This is a genomic window from Bacillus sp. FSL P2-0099 (genome assembly GCF_038007445.1).
In the GTDB taxonomy this organism is placed as follows: domain Bacteria; phylum Bacillota; class Bacilli; order Bacillales; family Bacillaceae_G; genus Bacillus_A; species Bacillus_A mycoides.
On record NZ_JBBOXE010000001.1, the window covers coordinates 2679045 to 2696726 of the forward strand.

14 protein-coding genes and 4 pseudogenes are annotated in these 17682 nt (G+C 32.1%); 3 read left to right on the forward strand and 15 right to left on the reverse strand.

The genetic code is table 11. From position 1 onward, the window contains the following. Positions 1 to 74: 74 nt before the first annotated feature. The 7 genes and pseudogenes from lepB to MKY90_RS13600 all read right to left on the reverse strand — a co-directional run bounded on the left by lepB (position 75) and on the right by MKY90_RS13600 (position 8079). A pseudogene (lepB, locus tag MKY90_RS13570) lies at positions 75 to 527 on the reverse strand (signal peptidase I). 77 nt (positions 528 to 604) lie between these two features. Then, on the reverse strand, positions 605 to 2731 hold the full coding sequence (locus MKY90_RS13575) for a peptidoglycan D,D-transpeptidase FtsI family protein (RefSeq protein WP_215599611.1): 2127 nt from the start codon (positions 2729 to 2731) through the stop codon (positions 605 to 607). 224 nt (positions 2732 to 2955) lie between these two features. Further along, complete coding sequence (locus tag MKY90_RS13580) at positions 2956 to 4743, reverse strand: PAS domain-containing sensor histidine kinase (protein ID WP_061675528.1); 1788 nt, start codon at positions 4741 to 4743, stop codon at positions 2956 to 2958. A gap of 351 nt (positions 4744 to 5094) precedes the next feature. Then, the gene (locus tag MKY90_RS13585; protein ID WP_063218990.1) at positions 5095 to 5946 is read right to left on the reverse strand and encodes a Cof-type HAD-IIB family hydrolase; all 852 of its coding nucleotides are present in this window, start codon (positions 5944 to 5946) and stop codon (positions 5095 to 5097) included. 177 nt (positions 5947 to 6123) lie between these two features. Then, positions 6124 to 6702, reverse strand: coding sequence for a cysteine dioxygenase family protein (locus tag MKY90_RS13590; RefSeq protein WP_341091563.1), 579 nt, complete (start codon positions 6700 to 6702; stop codon positions 6124 to 6126). 114 nt (positions 6703 to 6816) lie between these two features. Next, a pseudogene (locus tag MKY90_RS13595) lies at positions 6817 to 7683 on the reverse strand (cytochrome P450); the annotation flags it as partial. Positions 7684 to 7776: 93 nt separating this feature from the next. Further along, positions 7777 to 8079, reverse strand: coding sequence for a hypothetical protein (locus MKY90_RS13600; RefSeq protein WP_000717614.1), 303 nt, complete (start codon positions 8077 to 8079; stop codon positions 7777 to 7779). Positions 8080 to 8336: 257 nt separating this feature from the next. Here MKY90_RS13600 and MKY90_RS13605 point away from each other — a divergent pair. After that, a pseudogene (locus tag MKY90_RS13605) lies at positions 8337 to 8858 on the forward strand (DinB family protein). Between the two features lie 50 nt (positions 8859 to 8908). On the opposite strand, the gene MKY90_RS13610 reads toward MKY90_RS13605, so the two are convergent. After that, positions 8909 to 10065, reverse strand: a protein-coding gene (locus tag MKY90_RS13610; protein WP_215598873.1) for an IS3 family transposase whose coding sequence is annotated in 2 segments (ribosomal slippage) — positions 8909 to 9813 and positions 9813 to 10065 — 1158 coding nt in all. Because the reading frame shifts where the segments join, the coding sequence is not laid out codon by codon here. 295 nt (positions 10066 to 10360) lie between these two features. Here MKY90_RS13610 and MKY90_RS13615 point away from each other — a divergent pair. Beyond that, a pseudogene (locus MKY90_RS13615) lies at positions 10361 to 10787 on the forward strand (PadR family transcriptional regulator). 103 nt (positions 10788 to 10890) lie between these two features. On the opposite strand, the gene MKY90_RS13620 reads toward MKY90_RS13615, so the two are convergent. The 6 genes from MKY90_RS13620 to MKY90_RS13645 all read right to left on the reverse strand — a co-directional run bounded on the left by MKY90_RS13620 (position 10891) and on the right by MKY90_RS13645 (position 16239). Beyond that, a complete protein-coding gene (locus MKY90_RS13620; protein WP_000046092.1) occupies positions 10891 to 11046 on the reverse strand; it encodes a DUF1540 domain-containing protein in 156 nt (51 codons plus the stop codon). A gap of 70 nt (positions 11047 to 11116) precedes the next feature. Continuing rightward, a complete protein-coding gene (locus MKY90_RS13625) occupies positions 11117 to 11749 on the reverse strand; it encodes a Vat family streptogramin A O-acetyltransferase (RefSeq protein ID WP_063218988.1) in 633 nt (210 codons plus the stop codon). After that, positions 11739 to 13022 (reverse strand): MFS transporter, encoded by a 1284-nt coding sequence (locus tag MKY90_RS13630; protein ID WP_137076915.1) that lies wholly within the window; start codon positions 13020 to 13022, stop codon positions 11739 to 11741. The genes MKY90_RS13625 and MKY90_RS13630 overlap by 11 nt, the downstream gene beginning before the upstream one ends. 266 nt (positions 13023 to 13288) lie before the next feature. Then, positions 13289 to 14524 (reverse strand): cytochrome P450 family protein, encoded by a 1236-nt coding sequence (locus MKY90_RS13635; protein WP_061675033.1) that lies wholly within the window; start codon positions 14522 to 14524, stop codon positions 13289 to 13291. Positions 14525 to 14684: 160 nt separating this feature from the next. Further along, positions 14685 to 15089 (reverse strand): hypothetical protein, encoded by a 405-nt coding sequence (locus tag MKY90_RS13640; RefSeq protein WP_088039497.1) that lies wholly within the window; start codon positions 15087 to 15089, stop codon positions 14685 to 14687. A gap of 145 nt (positions 15090 to 15234) precedes the next feature. Then, the gene (locus tag MKY90_RS13645) at positions 15235 to 16239 is read right to left on the reverse strand and encodes a DUF1835 domain-containing protein (RefSeq protein ID WP_341091567.1); all 1005 of its coding nucleotides are present in this window, start codon (positions 16237 to 16239) and stop codon (positions 15235 to 15237) included. 298 nt (positions 16240 to 16537) lie between these two features. Between MKY90_RS13645 and MKY90_RS13650 the strand changes: the two genes are divergently transcribed. After that, positions 16538 to 16741 carry a hypothetical protein gene (locus tag MKY90_RS13650; RefSeq protein ID WP_002085221.1) on the forward strand — a complete coding sequence of 68 codons (204 nt, stop codon included), beginning with the start codon at positions 16538 to 16540 and terminating at the stop codon, positions 16739 to 16741. A 352-nt stretch (positions 16742 to 17093) separates the two neighbouring features. Here the strand turns inward: MKY90_RS13650 and MKY90_RS13655 are convergent, their stop codons facing one another. Then, a complete protein-coding gene (locus MKY90_RS13655) occupies positions 17094 to 17297 on the reverse strand; it encodes a hypothetical protein (protein ID WP_002085220.1) in 204 nt (67 codons plus the stop codon). Positions 17298 to 17682: the final 385 nt, after the last annotated feature.

Sequence of the window (17682 nt, forward strand, 5' to 3'; positions counted from 1 at the left end):
TAGGATAAGCTTTTCTGCTTGTCCTATGCTATCAATATATGATTTATTTTATAAAACGTGCATATCTAATAGAATTATATTATCCATTTTATTTGATCAAATGGATAATATACCATTTTCACTTTACCTATTATATTTGACTCATCAATTAGTCCAAGCGTATTCCTACTATCTTTACTATGATTTCAATTATCACCTAACACAAATAATTTATGCGTGGGAACTTTCATTTCTCCACAGTTTGAAAAACGATTTGATACTTGTGACATATCTAACTGTATATACGACTCATCACGCTTTTTACCGTTAATATATACCTCATCGTCTCTTAATTGTATGTTATTCCCCGGTAATCCAATAATTCGTTTCACGTAGTATGTAGGCGAGTCTTCTTTTTTTATTATTACAACATCACCATGATGAAAAGAAGAAAAATAGATGCTAGCCTTATTAATAAAAATAATTCCTATTATAATTAAAATATAGCTACATATTTTTCTCCGATCTTTTAGAATCAATTGCTTCATATATACCTCATTTCTAATCTATTCGTATGTAAAAAACGTCTCTAGTTCATATAATTGCTAGAGACGTTTCGTATATTTTAATTCTCTTTAGAGTCATCTGTTTTTGGTGCTTCGCCAGTTAATCGCTTATTTTTTAATTCAAAATAAGCATCTAAAACTTCTTTTCCAATATCAGAGTTAATACCAGATTTATCATTAATAACCCACGGCACAACTACAGAGAATGCTACTTCAGGATTATCATACGGCGCATATCCTGCTAACGTTAAATTATAACATTCTCTTCGCTCACCTTTTTCATTTCTTCCAATATCACTTTCTCCACCGTATACTGTCTGTGCTGTCCCTGTTTTACCTGCTGGCTTATAAGATGCTTTTTGGAACGCCCTTACTCCTGTTCCATCACCTTCTTGGAATACCCTTCTAAATCCTTCTTTTACTTGATTTATATATTCCTCTTTCATATCTATCTTATTTAAAACGATTGGTTCTACTGAATGCACCACTTTACCAATCTCATCTTTTTGCGACGTTTGCTCTCTTACCTCTTGAACAATTTGTGGCTTCATTCGATATCCACCGTTTGCGATTGTTGAAATATACTGTACAAGCTGAAGTGGCGTATAGGTGTCATACTGGCCAATTGAGTAGTCTAGTAAAAAACCAGGTTGATTATCTTTTTTACCAATTTGTCCAGCTGTTTCATTCGGTAAATCAATACCCGTTGGAACACCTAATCCAAATTGCCTGAAATAATACCTCATTTTATCAAAGTACTCCTGTTTAATATTTAATGAACTATTTTTCACATAATCTACACCTGCAATTTTTAATGCTGTATTAAACATATAAACGTTAGAAGAAACTTGTAAAGCTCTTAGATCATCAATATTCCCGAAATCTTTCCAAGACTTTTTCTCCTTAGTTCCTTTAAACTTCATAGGCGCATCATAAAAGTAAGTACCTGGTGTTATAGCTTTCGTTTCGAAACCAGTCAATATTGTCGCACCTTTAACTGTTGATCCAAGCTCATATGAACTTGTCATCGTACCTAAAGCATAATCTTCAACTTCTGTTTTCCCATCTTTTTCTACTAATTTTTTCCCTGCCATTGATAATACTTGACCATTTTTCGGATTTATCATTACAACGAAAGCACGGTCCAACATCGATTCTGAACCTTTATAGGCCTTTAATATTTTTTCTATGCTCTCTTCTACTTTTTTCTGTAATTCCATATCTATTGTTAAAGTTAAATTCTTACCGCTCTTTCCCTCAGAAACGGTTTCCGTTCTAATTGTATTACCTTGTTTATCTGCAACGCTTCTTACTTCTTTTTTCGTACCATGAAGTACATCTTCATATTGCTGCTCGATATAACTTTTTCCAACCCTATCATTTCGGCTATAATCACGTACCAAGTAGTAATCTAATCGTTCACTTGGTAATCCTTCATCGGAATTAGAAACATTTCCAAGAACAGATCGGAATAATCCATCATTTACATACACTCTCTCCCAATCCACCGATACGTCTACACCTGGGAGATTCGCTAAACCTTCACTAATTATAGTAAATTCCTTTTCACTAACATCTTTTTTAATAATTTGAGGAGCCATTTGATAACCAGAAGTCATCTTACTTTTAATAGCTAACACTTTTATATCTTTCTCTGTTAATTCCTGAAGATTTTTATCTGTAACCCGTTTTCTTTTTAACTCTTCTATTTTTTTATCTAGCTTCTTGCCGCTAATATCCTTTTCTCTAAATGTATCTATTTCTTTTTTCGATACTAGATTTTCAGCCAGTTTCGGGTTTAATTGCATCCAAAAATCTTTCTTATCTGTCTCATTTAACTTATCTATATCTTCTTGCGGCATTTCAATTATGTCTACAAGTTGTCTTGCAGTTTTTAATATATCTTCTGATTTTACACCTTTCATCTTTGTGTACGTGATCGTGCGTAAAGATGTATTATCAACAACTGGATTCCCTTCTCGATCAAATATTTTCCCACGTGGGACAGATAGGCTCACAGTTGCATTTTCTCTCTTTTCTACTTCATTTTTATAAGTCTCTCCATCGAAAATTTGCACTTTACCTAACTGTATAATCATTGCAGAAAATAATAAAAATACACATAGAAATAAAATATTTAACCGCATCGGTATTGCTCTACCACTTTTTTTCACTTGCTTTTTCACCTTGTCATAATCTCCTCCTTACAGTATTTCTAATAATAATTGAATCTATATATTAAAAGTAATGCACATTTTCTATACAGTACTTTGTACAAATATTAATATACTGATAAAAACTTAATAGAAGTTAAAACAAAGGTTAAGAAAAGGTAAAGTTTACTAAATTAAATATAAAAATACCCAATGAAAAAAGTTTAGCTTTTTTCATTGGGTATTTAATCATTTATTTAAGAATTAATACTAGAACGTATCGATATACATTTATCATCACAATTTGATAGAGATTGTTTACTCTGAATTTTCGGCAAGTAAATAGTTACAGTTGTCCCGACGCCAACCTCACTCATTATACTTATTGTTCCTTGATGACCTTCAATTATTTTATAACTTAACATCAATCCAATACCGGTACCTTTTTCTTTCGTACTATAGAAAGGTTCACCTAATCTTTTAATTCTTTCTTCAGGTATTCCTATTCCTTCATCTATTACACTAATAATGACACCTTTTTTATGTATTTCTTTTATATGGATTGAAATTTTCCCGCCATCTAGCATTGCTTCAATTGAATTTTGCAAAATATTAATAAATACTTGTTTCAATTGATTTTCTGAGCATTCAATGATTATCTCTTTGGAATCTGTAAATAGTTCAACTTGAATATTTGTCATAATTGCTTTTGTATTAATTAATGATACGACATTTTTAAAAATTTGATAAATATTTTTCTTTTCTGTATTTATTTCATCAGTTTTAGCAATCGACAAAAACTCTTGGAGGATTGCTTCTATTCTTTCTATTTCGGAAAGCATAAGGTCAAAATATTTTTCTTGATCTTCTTTATTAATTTGGAATAACTGTATAAATCCTTTAATTACAGTTAATGGGTTTCTCACTTCATGAGCTACACCGGCTGCTAATTGACCAATTGCCGCAAGTGTATCTGATTTATTTAGCAATTCTTCTGCCTTTTTCCGCTCTGTGATATCGCGTACAATGATCATAATTTTATCTTGTAATAATGGTAAACATCTAGCTTCAAAGAAATCGATACTTCCATTAATTGTTAGAATATATTCTACAATTACATTCTTTCCTTCTTCTTTCAATTGGCGAATTGCTTCTTGAAATTGCTGTGCTACTGGAGACGGTAATATTTCGTAAAACTTTTTTCCCATAAAAGCTTCTGCAGGTACGTAAAATTTTGTAGGGGATCCTGCTTTATAATCTATAATTGTCCCATCATATTCTGTTAAAAAACATAAATCTGGTAAAGCTTTAAAAATTAATTCTAATTCAGACGTTTGTTGTTTTAATTGCTCTTCTATTGCTTTTAAATGTGTAATATCTACCCCAACAGCCCAGTAACTAAATCCTGTTACAGGAAACTGTTCTGATATATTGGACCACATTATCGTTTTAATTTCACCATTTTTACATGTTAAACTCATTTCCCAATCTCTAAAATTTTTTCCACGAGTCAAAAATTTATTTTGTATTTGATGGCGATAATTATGGTCAGGATACAGTAATTGAAGAGCGTTTGGATTCCCAATTATTTCTTCAGCAGTATAACCTGTTACAATCTCGCATTCTCGATTCCACAAAACAAAATCTCCATTATAGTCAAGCGCATCAACCATAACAGGCATGTTTTGTAAGATCGTATGTAGTTCTTCCTCTTTTCGAGAAAGTAACGATGTATTTTTACTTTGAACTGCTTTTTTCATCCCAGTTATAATGAGGTTAGAAAGCATTTCAAAATATTTTTGGCAATTGCAAATTTCGCTTCGTTTGGACCATACAATAAAAGATCCTAAATATTGATTGTATAAGAAAAGGGGGATTTCAATTTTGGGAAGTTTACATACTTTCATTTCATTAATTCCAAATGAAAATATACATTCGTTTTCAGCATCAAGAAGTTGATGTGATATGTTGGTTAATTTATAAAATTGTTCTGCCATGGTTTCTATTGTACTCACATCAATAAGTTCCATTAGCCGCGCATTCATTCCTTTTTCACCTCGATATGTAAAAATTATACAAATTCAAAATTCATACTTCTTCATTATACGAAGAAAGTGCTCCTAGGTATATAGCTGTAGAATAATTATTCTAACAAATTCTATTTTTCAATTAAAAACAGAAAATAATATGGGAGTGTTACGCGCTGCTAACAGCACTATAAAAATACAATAAACATAAAGTTCACAAATTTTTCATAATTTTCATGAAAAATATAAACATTTATTCCAATATATTCTATATAATTAGGTGTAATAAGGCTTCTATGAATCACATAGAATACCTTACCCCTAATAAAAAGAAAAAAGAATCTATTTGGATTCTTTTTTCTTTTTTTATTACATTACATATTTATATAAAGCATGTGCGACACCATGTTCTTCATTTGTTAACGTTTCGTATTGACACATCACTTTTATTTCTTCAACTGCATTTCCCATTGCAATTGATATATTTGCTTTCTCCATCATAGAAACATCGTTTAAGCCATCACCTATTGCTACAGTGTTTTCAACTGGAATATTAAGATGTTCTGCTAAAGTATATAATCCATTTCCTTTTTGAGCATCTCGATGATTAATCTCTAAATTATGCCAATAGGAAGATGTAATAGCTAAATCTGTATTATGCAGAAACGTTTCTTTTAATTTTTTTAATTTCTCTATGTCATAAGAAAACGGTAAAAGTTTATGCACATGTATATCAGTTTCTACAATTGGTTTACAACTTTCTGTACTATGAAATGCTGTATGTTCAAGATATAATGCTGCAATCGTTTCTAACTCTTTCAAATCGAAATTTTCTTTTGCATTCCTCACATACTCGATTTCATTACGTACACTCTCTACTCCATAATCTGGTACATACACACCTTTATTAGTATAAAGCTGATAATACAAGCCATTCTCTTCAAGATATTCTACAATCTCAAGTGCCTGCATATTTTGAATTGGATATCTCTTCATCATTTTCTTATCTTTATAAATAAGGGCACCATTTTCCGCAATAATTGGACACTCTAAATTAACTTCTAACAATAATCGTTCAATATCAACGATAGAACGCCCTGTACAAATAGCTACAACATGGCCTGCTTCCTGACATTTTCGAATTGCTTCTGCATTTTCTTTACTTATCATTTTATTACCGGAAAGAAGGGTTCCATCTAAGTCAATTGCTATTAATTTCATTATTTCTTCACCACTTTCTATAAATACACGAGATCTATTTAACAAAAAGGTATCGTTTTCATATTGAGCTCGTTAAGTACTTCTTATTTATAATTTATGAAAAGCGTTTCAGGTCAAGAAATAATTAAAAATAAAATCAAAAGCTTTTCTCTTTAAAGAAAAGCTTTTGATTTTAAACTATGAACTATAACTAATATATTTTGTCTCACACATATACACATTCTTTTCTTCAGTTGGGACATATACTTTAAACTTTTCTAAACGTTTTCCGTAAATATGAATCGTGACAACGCTTTCACATTCAGCTATTTTAAGAATATGACAATCAGCTGGTGGAATGACTTTATCTGTTTCTCCTTCTCCCAAATAAAGATTTCCTGTATGGGTTAAATAAACAAGTGAATTTTCAAGCTGCTTAGTTTGTATAAAGTTCTGCACCATTATCCTTCCTGAAAAAACACCTTCTACTCCCCATGTACCATCATGATCATGTAAAGGTGTAGATTGTCCATCTTTCCATATAAGAGCTAATACTTCAAATCGCTTTAAAGGATCTTCATATAACAAGTGCCGTGCATATTGAGCCGAATTCGCCTTCTGTTTTTCTAGCGGAAGCCATGTTTTTTTTTCTAAAAGTTCTTCTAGTAATTTTTCAATCGCACAAACAATTTGATCTTCTAATAAATTACTATCAATTAAATCCGTTACAGCTTTAATAAATGTTTGAAACGTTTTACTTCCATTACACGTTAACATAAGCATCCTCCTCCACTCTTCTTTCACACACTTCCATACTAAATAGACCACTAAAAATTCACAATTGAGAAATAAAAAAACAAGGTACAGTAATTTTGTACCTTGCTGAACGTTTTACCTAGTTTTCAAAAGAATAGGTAAGTATTTTAATGTTTGTTCATTTTCTAATATACATTTTTCTAAATTGAACGATGGAGATAACTCTATTTTTTCAAAGGCATTTATAAAGGTAGTTAATGCAATCTCAGCTTCTAAACGTGCAAGTGGCGCCCCTAAGCAAAAATGAGGACCTTTACCAAAGGTTAAATGCTTTTCATTTCCTATTCTGTGTAAATTAAATTTAGAAGCTTGTAAGAACTTTTTCTCATCTGAATTTGCTGCACTTACCCATGCAACAATCATTTGATCCTTTTTCATAAAAGGTCCAAATATATTTGTGTCCTCTGTAATCATCCTAGCTAATGTAACGGGAAAGCGATAGCGTAATACTTCCTCAATCGCTTTTGAAATTAATGTAGGTTCTTTTCTTAACTCTTCATATATTCCAGGTGAATCCACTAAAAAGCAATAAAAGCTATTAATAATTAAATTTGTAGTTGTTTCATTACCTGCCGCTAATAAGCCTAAAGAAAAAGTAACTATTTCTTCATCGGTTAATCTTTCACCTTCATATTCAGCTCGTATTAAATCTGAAATAATATCGTCGGTTAAATGATATCTTTTCTCTTGAACAATTGGAAGCAGGTACGTTTTAAATTCATTTAACGCAATTCCTTTTTCTACATCCAAATCGTTAAATTTTTCTTTACTATATGGCATAAATAAAATATCAGACCATTCTTTAATCTTTTTACGATCCGTTGTTGGCACTCCTAATAAATCGGATATGACGGTAACAGGTAAAGGTGCAGCAAACTCTTCAACGATATTAACCTCACTATATTTTCCGATATTTTGTACAAGTTCATTTGCGATAGACTGATATGTAAATATAATAAAAAACGAATGATTAATAGAAATATTCTACGCCACTCGTTTTTTATCGGACTTCTTTTTACTGTACTTTTATTTTCTTTATGAGTTATTAGAAAAATAATTGTCTATATAAGTCTTTATTTTTTCAAAATCCTTTTCCATAAATAAGATTGCTGGTACTTCAATTATTGGAAGATTATTTTCATTATCAAAAGGTGGACACGGTTTGGGAACTACCAAATAGTCAACTGAGTTTTTATCCCTAATATAATTAATTGAAACATCATAATACTTAGAAAAATATTCCTTCAAATCATCCTGATTCCTTAAAAATGGTAGAGAAAATATTGAACCATAATTTATACCAGCGTCGACAATTAATACAAAGCATATTTTTTTCATGATACACCCTCCTCGTATAATAAGTTTTAAGTTAATAACTGTTCCTTGAAAATTAAATAGTTTTTATCTTCAAGAGCTACATCAAAAAAATGATGTATGGGTAAAATTTAGTCTTGGATAAGGTAACACTGATAAAAACAGGATTCCTTTTTCTTTATATTCAATTAAATTATATCATTATTTTACATGAATTTCCAGGCTTTGTTTTTTTTATTTTATTGGTAAACTTATGCTTAGCATGAATTGGAGGGATATATATGATAGATTATAGAATAATTTCAAAAGAAAACTATTCAAATAAGATTGGAGAGCTTGTAACAATGCTTGAACATACAAGAGATGTTACATTGAGCGAAATCTCCAATTTAAACCAAAGTGATTTAGATTTCTTACCAAACGGTAGTTCAAACACTATTGGTTCTCTCTTATCACATATTGCAGCGATGGAGTTTCTTCATCAAGTTATCTCGTTTGAAAAAAGAGATTTAACTGAAAGTGAATATCTAAAGTGGCGAATTTCTTTAGAACTTGGAGACAAAGCAAGGGAAGGAATAAAAAAGCAATCTTTAGATTATTATTTGAATGAATTATCACAAGTTAGAGAAAATACACTAACATATCTGAAATCAAAACAAGATAGCTGATTATTCGAGGAAAACAAGTGGGATAATGGTGTGCCTTATAATAATTACTACTTGTGGTTTCACGTTATGGAAGACGAAATTAATCATCGTGGACAAATAAGAACAATTAAGCGATTGATGGGAATGAATAAATAAATCTTATTCAACTGAAGTGAACCCCGAAAACGGGACACCTATCAAAACACCTAAACCATCTGTTCCCTAAATTCTTTAGGGGATAGGTGGTTTAATTTTTCTTGAATTCGCACACAATTGTAGTAATGAATGTATTCTAGCACAATCTTTCGCACAGTTGTGTTGGATACTTTTGTTATCTTTTGTGAGTAGAAAGCTTCACTTTTTAAATGACCAAAGAAGCTTTCCATGACGGCATTATCATGGCAATTTCCTCTCCGGGACATGCTGGTGATAATGCCGTTTTCTTTGGCACATGCTTGAAATTCCTTCGCTGTATAAATACTCCCTTGATCTGAGTGAAGGATCACATCTTTTATTTTTCTTCCTCGCATTGCTTGTTTTAATGTCTTCATCGCTAATGTTAGTGTTTGTGACTCACTGATGACATAACTAATAATTTCACGATTAAAGGCATCCATAATCGTCGATAAATACAAGGTACGCTCTCCAAATAATAAGTAAGTCACATCTGTGAACCACTTTTCATTTGGGGCTGATGCTTCAAATTGACGCTCCAATCGATGAGGAGCTACCACTGGTTCCGCACCATTCATATATTTCTTTTTCTTTCGACGCACTTTTGAGAGTATATGATATTGTCTCATAATCCGTAATACTTTTTTATGATTCACACACAGTCCCATTTTTCGAAGAGTGGCGGTCACTCTTCGATATCCATACCGCAATTTATGCCTAAGGCAGATTTTCTTTACTTTCTCTTCTATCTCGTCTTTAGGGCGTTCGGCTATCTGTAACCAACGATAAAATGAGGAACGTGGTAACTCTAATACTTTACACAGTTCTTGTACGGTTATTTTTGTTTTTAATTCATTCCATAGGGTAATAACGGTATGTGGTTTCAGCTCCTTTCGATTTCCAGATACTTTCCCCATACAAGTAATTTTGTTTTTAAATGTTTATTTTCTAATCGTAGCTGTTCCAATTCACTTAGCTCTTTTGACCCTTTTCCATAAGAATATTGTTTTCCTACAGGTTGTTGAAAACGATATGTTTGATCTGTACGATACCATTTCATCCATGTCTTAATTTGGGAAACATTTTTAATGCCGAGTGTCTCCATAATGGTACGATTTGAATAACCATCCTTTTTCATCTCAATCACTTTCCACTTTATTTCTTCTGGGTAATGAACTCTTGTCTTCAAACGAAAAACACCTCCATTGAATTTGCATACTTAGTATGCGAATTCAGGAGGTGTTTTTTTCATGTACCACTATTCGGGTTCACTTCAAACCAAAGGGTGCTTTACTTGAGAAAGTCACTAGAAGAGTCAAATGATAACTATGAACTGCCCCAATTGCTAGGTTTTGTTTAACAATTGGGGGCAGTTCATTTATAGCGCATAGGTAATCAGCTTTTTGTTAATCATGAGGTAGATATTTTCAACTAAAAAACCAATAATGGAAATATATTACAGCTTATGACCCGTTTTTACACGTATCTCGGCTGAACCCCATAATACACTGTATCCCGCTCTTCGGCGCTTCGAAAATATGGGGGCTATAATTAAACAAATACATAAACAAGTCGGAAAGCCTAATTGAAATATGTACGACATAACTGAAACAGGAGAAGAAATTTTTTATGAAATGTTAAGAGAGTTTCCCGAAAAGATTGCGACAAATAACGCTGAATTCCTTGTGCGTATCGCGCTATTTGAAAAACTTGATTACGAAGCTAGAAAAGAAATTTTAACAATACGCCAAGACGTACTACATAAACAGCTTGCTGCTATTCAATCTTTACATGTTAGCTCATCTTTTATTACAGAAGTCATTGAATTTTATTACAGAAGTCATTGAATTTAGTAAATCGCGTATTGAACATGAATTGCTCTGGATTACATCACTTATGAAGAAAATATGAAAAAATAAAAAGAAAAGTTAAAAACAATGAATGAAAATGAGATTTATTATCAATACTATAATTAATAAAAGGGCAACCACGATTTGGCTACCCTTCAAAAATTTTATATTTCTGGATCAAAAGTTTTGCAATCTGTTTCTTCCGTAGTAGATGCATGTTTCCCTTTATTACTTACTACATAAATTGCATCTGCACTACATTTATTGCCGTTAGCCCAAAATTTACAGTTGTTTACTTCACATAAAACGTCTTGTGCCATAGTATCACACCTCCTTGTTCTATTATCATTAACAAAATTCGGAGGTATGATACTCTTTGACATGCATTTTTTATTCCCTTTTTAGTTTTCTTAATGGTTCAATGTCTCCTTGTACAATACCATCTATATTTTCTGTTATTTTTTCAATGTCAAAATGCCACCATTGAATTTGCAATAACTCTTCTACTATTGTATTTGTAAATCGTTCCTTTATTTTATTTGCAGGGTTTCCGCCAACAATTGTATATGGTGCGACGTCTCTAGTCACAACAGATTTAGCTGCAATGATTGCACCATCCCCTATTTTTATTCCGGGCATAATAGTTGTATCCATACCAATCCAAACGTCATTTCCTATAACTGTATCACCTTTGTAAGGTAAATCAGACAAACTAGGTGTATACTTCTCCCACCCATTTCCAAATATATTAAATGGATATGCCGAAAATCCATCCATCCGGTGATTCGCTCCGTTCATAATAAAGGTAACTCCATTTGCAATACAACAAAACTTTCCAATGGTAAGCCTATCCCCAATAAATTCATAATGATATAATACTCGATCTTCAAATGTTTCTCCATCTTTCGCATCATAATAAGAATAGTCACCAACAAATATATTAGATTTCGTTATTGTATTTTTTATAAAATGAACGTTTTGATTTCCTTCAATAGGGTATTTAACATTTGGATTAGGATTCATGTTGCACAGCACTTCCTTTACCATTCATTTCACTTTCTACTGCTATTACTGGCTTTAAATTGTATATAGGTAAAATAAACAATAATCCAATTATAAATAGTAGAGCCGTCCCCTCGTACATCGTACCTAATGAAAACATCTCCTTTAAGGAACCAGCTATACTCATCGTTACTACCATTGAACCGGTGAATAGTGGACTTAAAATGCCGTTCACGCGACCAATAAAATCGGTATCGCTATTTTGAATAATGAGCGTATTAATACCAATTTGGATACATGGAAGAGCTAAACCACTAAAAAGCTGTGCCGTAAGTGTCACCCATAAATTTGTCGAGTAGCCTATAATACCAATTCCAATTGCCTGACCGAGCATCCCTACAATTAACATCTTTTGGGGAGCAACGTTTTTCGCAAATACCATCGCTAAAGCCCCGCCAACAATCATTCCCGCACCATTTACTGTTAGTAACCATTGTAAACTCTCTTTTGATAACCCTAACTGCTCAGTCACAATAAAGATGCCTAGTGGCTGAATTAAACCTATACCTAGTCCAGCTGCCATAAAACAAAACCCTAGCAAAGTTAATGCTTTTTTCTTTTTTACATATTTAATACCATCCAGCATTTCCTGTAACAGCGTAATTTCTTTCTTCTCATTATCATTCTCAAGATCTTTCGGAAGAAATAACAACACAGCTGCTGCAAGTAAAAAAGCGATACCTGTTATGATGATTGAAATATAAATTCCAAAACTATGAAAAATAAATGTTCCAAGAATCGGTCCTAACACCATAAAAATCGCAAATATTGTTTGATATATAGACATCGCTAATTGAATTTGTTCCGTTGATAAATGCTGTTTAAACAACTTCATACCAGATGGTTGAGAAAACTGCGAAAGGATTGCAGAAATAAGCGTCACAAAAAACACGATTTTCCACGTTCCAAACATAAGAGTAATTAATACAGCGAATACGGAAATAGAACTTAACGTCTCACACCATATCATTGTCTTCTTTGGCTTCCACCTATCAGCAAAAGTTCCACCAATGAATGAGAAAATAAAAATGGGAGCAAATTCAGCAACCGAAATCATTGAAATAGCAAAAGCATCACCTTTCGTCATTTCCATAACATAAAGTAATACCGCAAAGTTACGAACCCAAATTCCAACTTGTAAAAATAATGCTGATGCTAGAATCCCTTGCACAAATCGATTTTTTAATACTTGTGATACTCCATGATTTTGTTTCGTTTCTGCAGTCGTCGACATAAAAAAGCCTCCTATTTCGTGTTCTGAACAGGAGGCAGCACAAATCATATGAAAAGACTATATATTCCAGTGCGAAACACATCCCTTTTCTATACATGCACATACTAATCCTATTCAGAAGAATATTTCGTTTTTTAACGAAGATCTCTTACAAATAGAATTAGTTGATCATTGGGATGTTTTCACCCTTCCGTTTCGAATTTAAATAACACATACATACTCTATGTTAATCATTTGTCGTGTATGCATGTCTCAATATAACTATTCTAAAAAGACAATGGTAATTCCTCTAAAGAACGCATTAAATAATTGCCTTGCCAATTAATTTTTTCACGCTCACCTTTTATTTGTAACGATGGCATTCTTTTAAACAGAGCAGTAATAGCAATCTTTGCTTCCAACCTAGCAAGTGGAGCTCCTAAACAGAAATGGCTACCATGTCCAAAAGCAATGTGACGGTTATTCTCACGCATAATATCAAATACTTCTGGGTTTTCAAATACTGTTTCATCACGGTTTGCTGAAGCTAATGCGATAATAACCATATCTCCTTTTTGAATTGTTTGGTCATGGATTTGAAAAGGCTCAGCCGCCCATCTTGCAGTTGTCACCTCAACTGGAGAATAATAACGCAATCCTTCCTCAATAGCTGAATCAATTAATTCCGGATTTTCTTTTAATAACTGTAATTGCTTCGGATTTTCAAGAAGTGCTAATACCGTATTTGTTATTAAATTCACTGTCGTCTCGTGTCCGGCTACAATTAATAACATGATCATTGAATATAGCTCTCGAGCACTAAGTTTATGCCCTTCATTTTCTGCAAGTATTAACGCACTAACCAAATCTTCTTTTGGATTTTTTCGTTTTACATCAACTATATATTGGAGATATGTAATAAACTCAGATAGTTGTTTTTCGGTTTCTTTTATTTCTTCAGGTGTTTCTGGCGATGCAATGACAGCATGAGACCAAATTCTAAATTTCGCTTGATCCTCTTTTGGAATTCCAAGCATCTCACTTATTACAATAATCGGTAATGGGAATGAATAATCATCCACAAGATTTAATGTACCTTTTCGCTCTATTTCACTTATTAAATCATCCGCTATTCTCTGAATTCTTCCGTCTAATTGTGAAATCATCTTCGGTGTAAAAGCTTTTTGAACTAAAGATCGCAAACGACTGTGGTTAGGTGGGTCCGAATTTAACATGTGCGTTGTTAAATGATCACTATTGTCAACGGAAAGATGCATGTTCTTTGTATCTTGAGGAAACACATTTGCCTGATCTTTTTTTAAGCGATTATCTTTTAAAAGCGGCAGAGCATCTTCATATCTTGTAATGAGCCATTCTTTACCGATTTCAATTTGATTTACAAATAATATAGGCTGTACTTTTCTCGATTCTTTATAAATTTCATAAGCATCTTCTTTAAACTGAGCAGAAGCTAAATTAATGCCATCCTCTATTTTTCGGCCAACCTTATTTTTTATTGACATTACATTCCCTCACTCTCAATTATTTGTGTAAATCAACCTAACATTTGAATTATACTTCAATAAAAACTAGAAAATTGTAAATTTTTAATTAAAATCTTACTTCGTATATTGAAAAATAAAAAAGTGAGAGAGTAAAATTATTCTACTCTCTCACTTCCTATTATGCGAAGCACATAAAATTATTAATTTGTTGATATCGATAACTTACTTTACGACGACGACCACCTTGCCAAGTGTAACCTGAAACCCCGCTTCTTCTTACCTCGGTTGGAAAGAACCATAAATCTCTTCCGAAAGGACCAGGTCGATGTAAACGTAAATAGCCCCATCTTCCTAGACAGTTACACATCCAAGATTTCATATTGCCTGCTTGTGCTGGAGAAGCAAATGTGGACGGTAACGACGGAGCTTGTGACGGTGGTGGTGATGTTGGAGCATCTTCCGCATCGTCTGGTCTATAGTCTTCTTGTTCAATATCTCTCACTTCATTTGTAGATTCATAACCGTAGTTTTGTGGATTATAATACATCTCTTGATCATATGGATAGTTTTGTTGGTTATACATAATAACCCATCACCTTCTTTTCATTTGTTTCTTTTAACATTCATATGTGATACGCCATTCATAGGAAGCTTATGTATAGCCTAAATTCATCTAAAAAAAGCTCGTATTTTTAAATACGAGCTTTTTTATAAACAAAATATATTTTTTATTTTATTAACTTCACACTATAAAAACGCATTTGATCTAACGAACCTTCATATTCAAATACTTCTTGCTTAATTAATTCTTTCAAGCGATATTCCAAAAACGTATCCCCAACCAATTGATCCGCAAGTCCAAGTGCTTCACCTATTACTCTCGGAGCTTTATGAAATTCTTTATCTGCTCCTACATTTTTCGCACACTCAATAATGAATTGATCAAAATAATCTTCTTGTACAGAATGCACTTCATCGTCTTTCCAAACTCTTAAAAACTCCGTGCTTTGCGATAATCTATCCCACTCATGTGCAAACTTCATTCGCTTCTCTTCAGGTAAATACGGAAATTCCACAAAACTTTTTTTGAATAGTGCTAAACTTTCAGGAGATAATTCTCCAGTTCCACGAATATCATAATCTTGTTTTAATATTTCTCTACTCGCTTCAGAAGTATTCAGAACACGAATATCTTTCTTATCTTTTAATTGCGCAATTGCAAAACAAAGCCCTACGTGCTCATGGGCATTATCCGCCTTCCAAACGGTAATCGGTGTTTCATTCGGAATTGAATGTAGCTCTTCTAAAGTCTCCTTAAATCTTGGTAAATACTCTTCTTCAAAATAACAATCATAAGAAGTTAAGTTATTTAATAACCACTGTGCCCTTGCTAATTGACCTTCATTCGTATGTAATTGATGTATGGGACCAATTGAAAAGAATTCAGAGTATGAAACAACACTCTCCTCGTGTAATCCTTCTTGTTTCAACATATATTTTAAACATCCGGCAGTTGAATCATCAAAGGCAATATGAATGTGTGTGCTTTCTTCTAAATTTTTTTCCTGAGTTGTATGACTCGTCAATTGCTTAGGGATACTCGTTAAATTTTTTATCATATCTTCGCTATAATTCCCGTCTAATACATCTAACTGTATTAGAATACTTTGAAGTAAATGTTTTGCTTCATCTTCATACATATCCTCTACAACATTTTTAATTTTATCTATCATATAAATCCCTCTATTCATTTCTAAAATAACGTAGATTATAGTGTATCATTTTAGCCCAGATGTTTAAAAGTCTTTTTAAAATCAAATCGTTTATTACACAGATTGCTGCAGCCATCTAAGTTTTTAACAAAAGCTTTCTCTATGTTCCTCTCAATCTATAGATCTATAATATTTTTTTCTTCCTCCTTATTTATCTCCCAAAATCACATTAGTTGCTAAATAATTTTTAAACACTTTGTAAATCTTTTTATTTAAATGTATAATTATATAGAAAATAAAAAATACAGGAGCAATATTAATGGCGAAAGTACTTACTAATTATAAACATTATTTAAAAAATTGGAGATTTATATTTATTTGTATATTACCTGCTGTCGCTTTATTGTATACATTCGATGTCATCTTTGAACTACTGTGTCACCAAAATTTCTATTTGTCTAATTTAATTATTGCTATCATATTAATCTTAATATTTATTAACGTTAAAGAAAACTATAATTGAAACGAAACCGTTGTGAAACTACATTTTTCATAAAAAATTAGAGCACCCTGCTATTGGATGCCCTAATGTGATTAGAGGTTTTTTCTGAGTATTTAGTAGGACACGAAGATCTTGTCCTATTACATACTATATGCTTATACTTATTACATTGTGCACTAGAAAGCACAATGTCTAGATGCCAAATAGATACATACACATTGGAGTAACTAACACGCTAGAAAAGACCTTTCTATATCCATTCATTCTTAATAGCCTACATTATTACTAATAAAATTTCCTCATACTTTCATTGTACAATTGCTTTATTTATAAACAAAAAACATCCCCATGGATGTTTTTTATCTAATTACCTTTAAACTTCCATAAATTTAGCAGGTACACCAATTTTTTCAACTACAGAAGATATATTAGTAGGGTTAATCATTACATTTTCAATACAAACTAATTTATTTTCTAATAATCCATTCTCTGTAGTAATAAACTCTTCAAATCGTTCTAAAGTCATTGAGAATTTGTGCTCACTTCCACCATTCATACTGACTTTTACATACTTCATAGTGTCACCGCCTCTCTTAATTATCTATAATTCGCTAAAAATACGCTTACATCCTTTTATTAAAACGTGGATTTATCACTTTTATCACTTCCCACTACACGTTTGAAATGATTTTGAGAAAAAAGCTACTAAACACCACCTGTTCTTTTCATTAAAATTTCAATAGAATATTTCTAGAATTATACATCTTAGGAAAAGATTACATAATAGTACTGATTAAATATTAGGAGTGTTATTAATGGTTGATATAATCCGACTCTTAATCACCATACTTATCGCAATTTTTTTATTTTCATCAATTATTATGGAGTTTAAAAAACCTCACAAAAGTATGTTTTGGTTCTCAATTGAAGTCTTGTTTCTGCTAGGAATCGTACTTTTAATG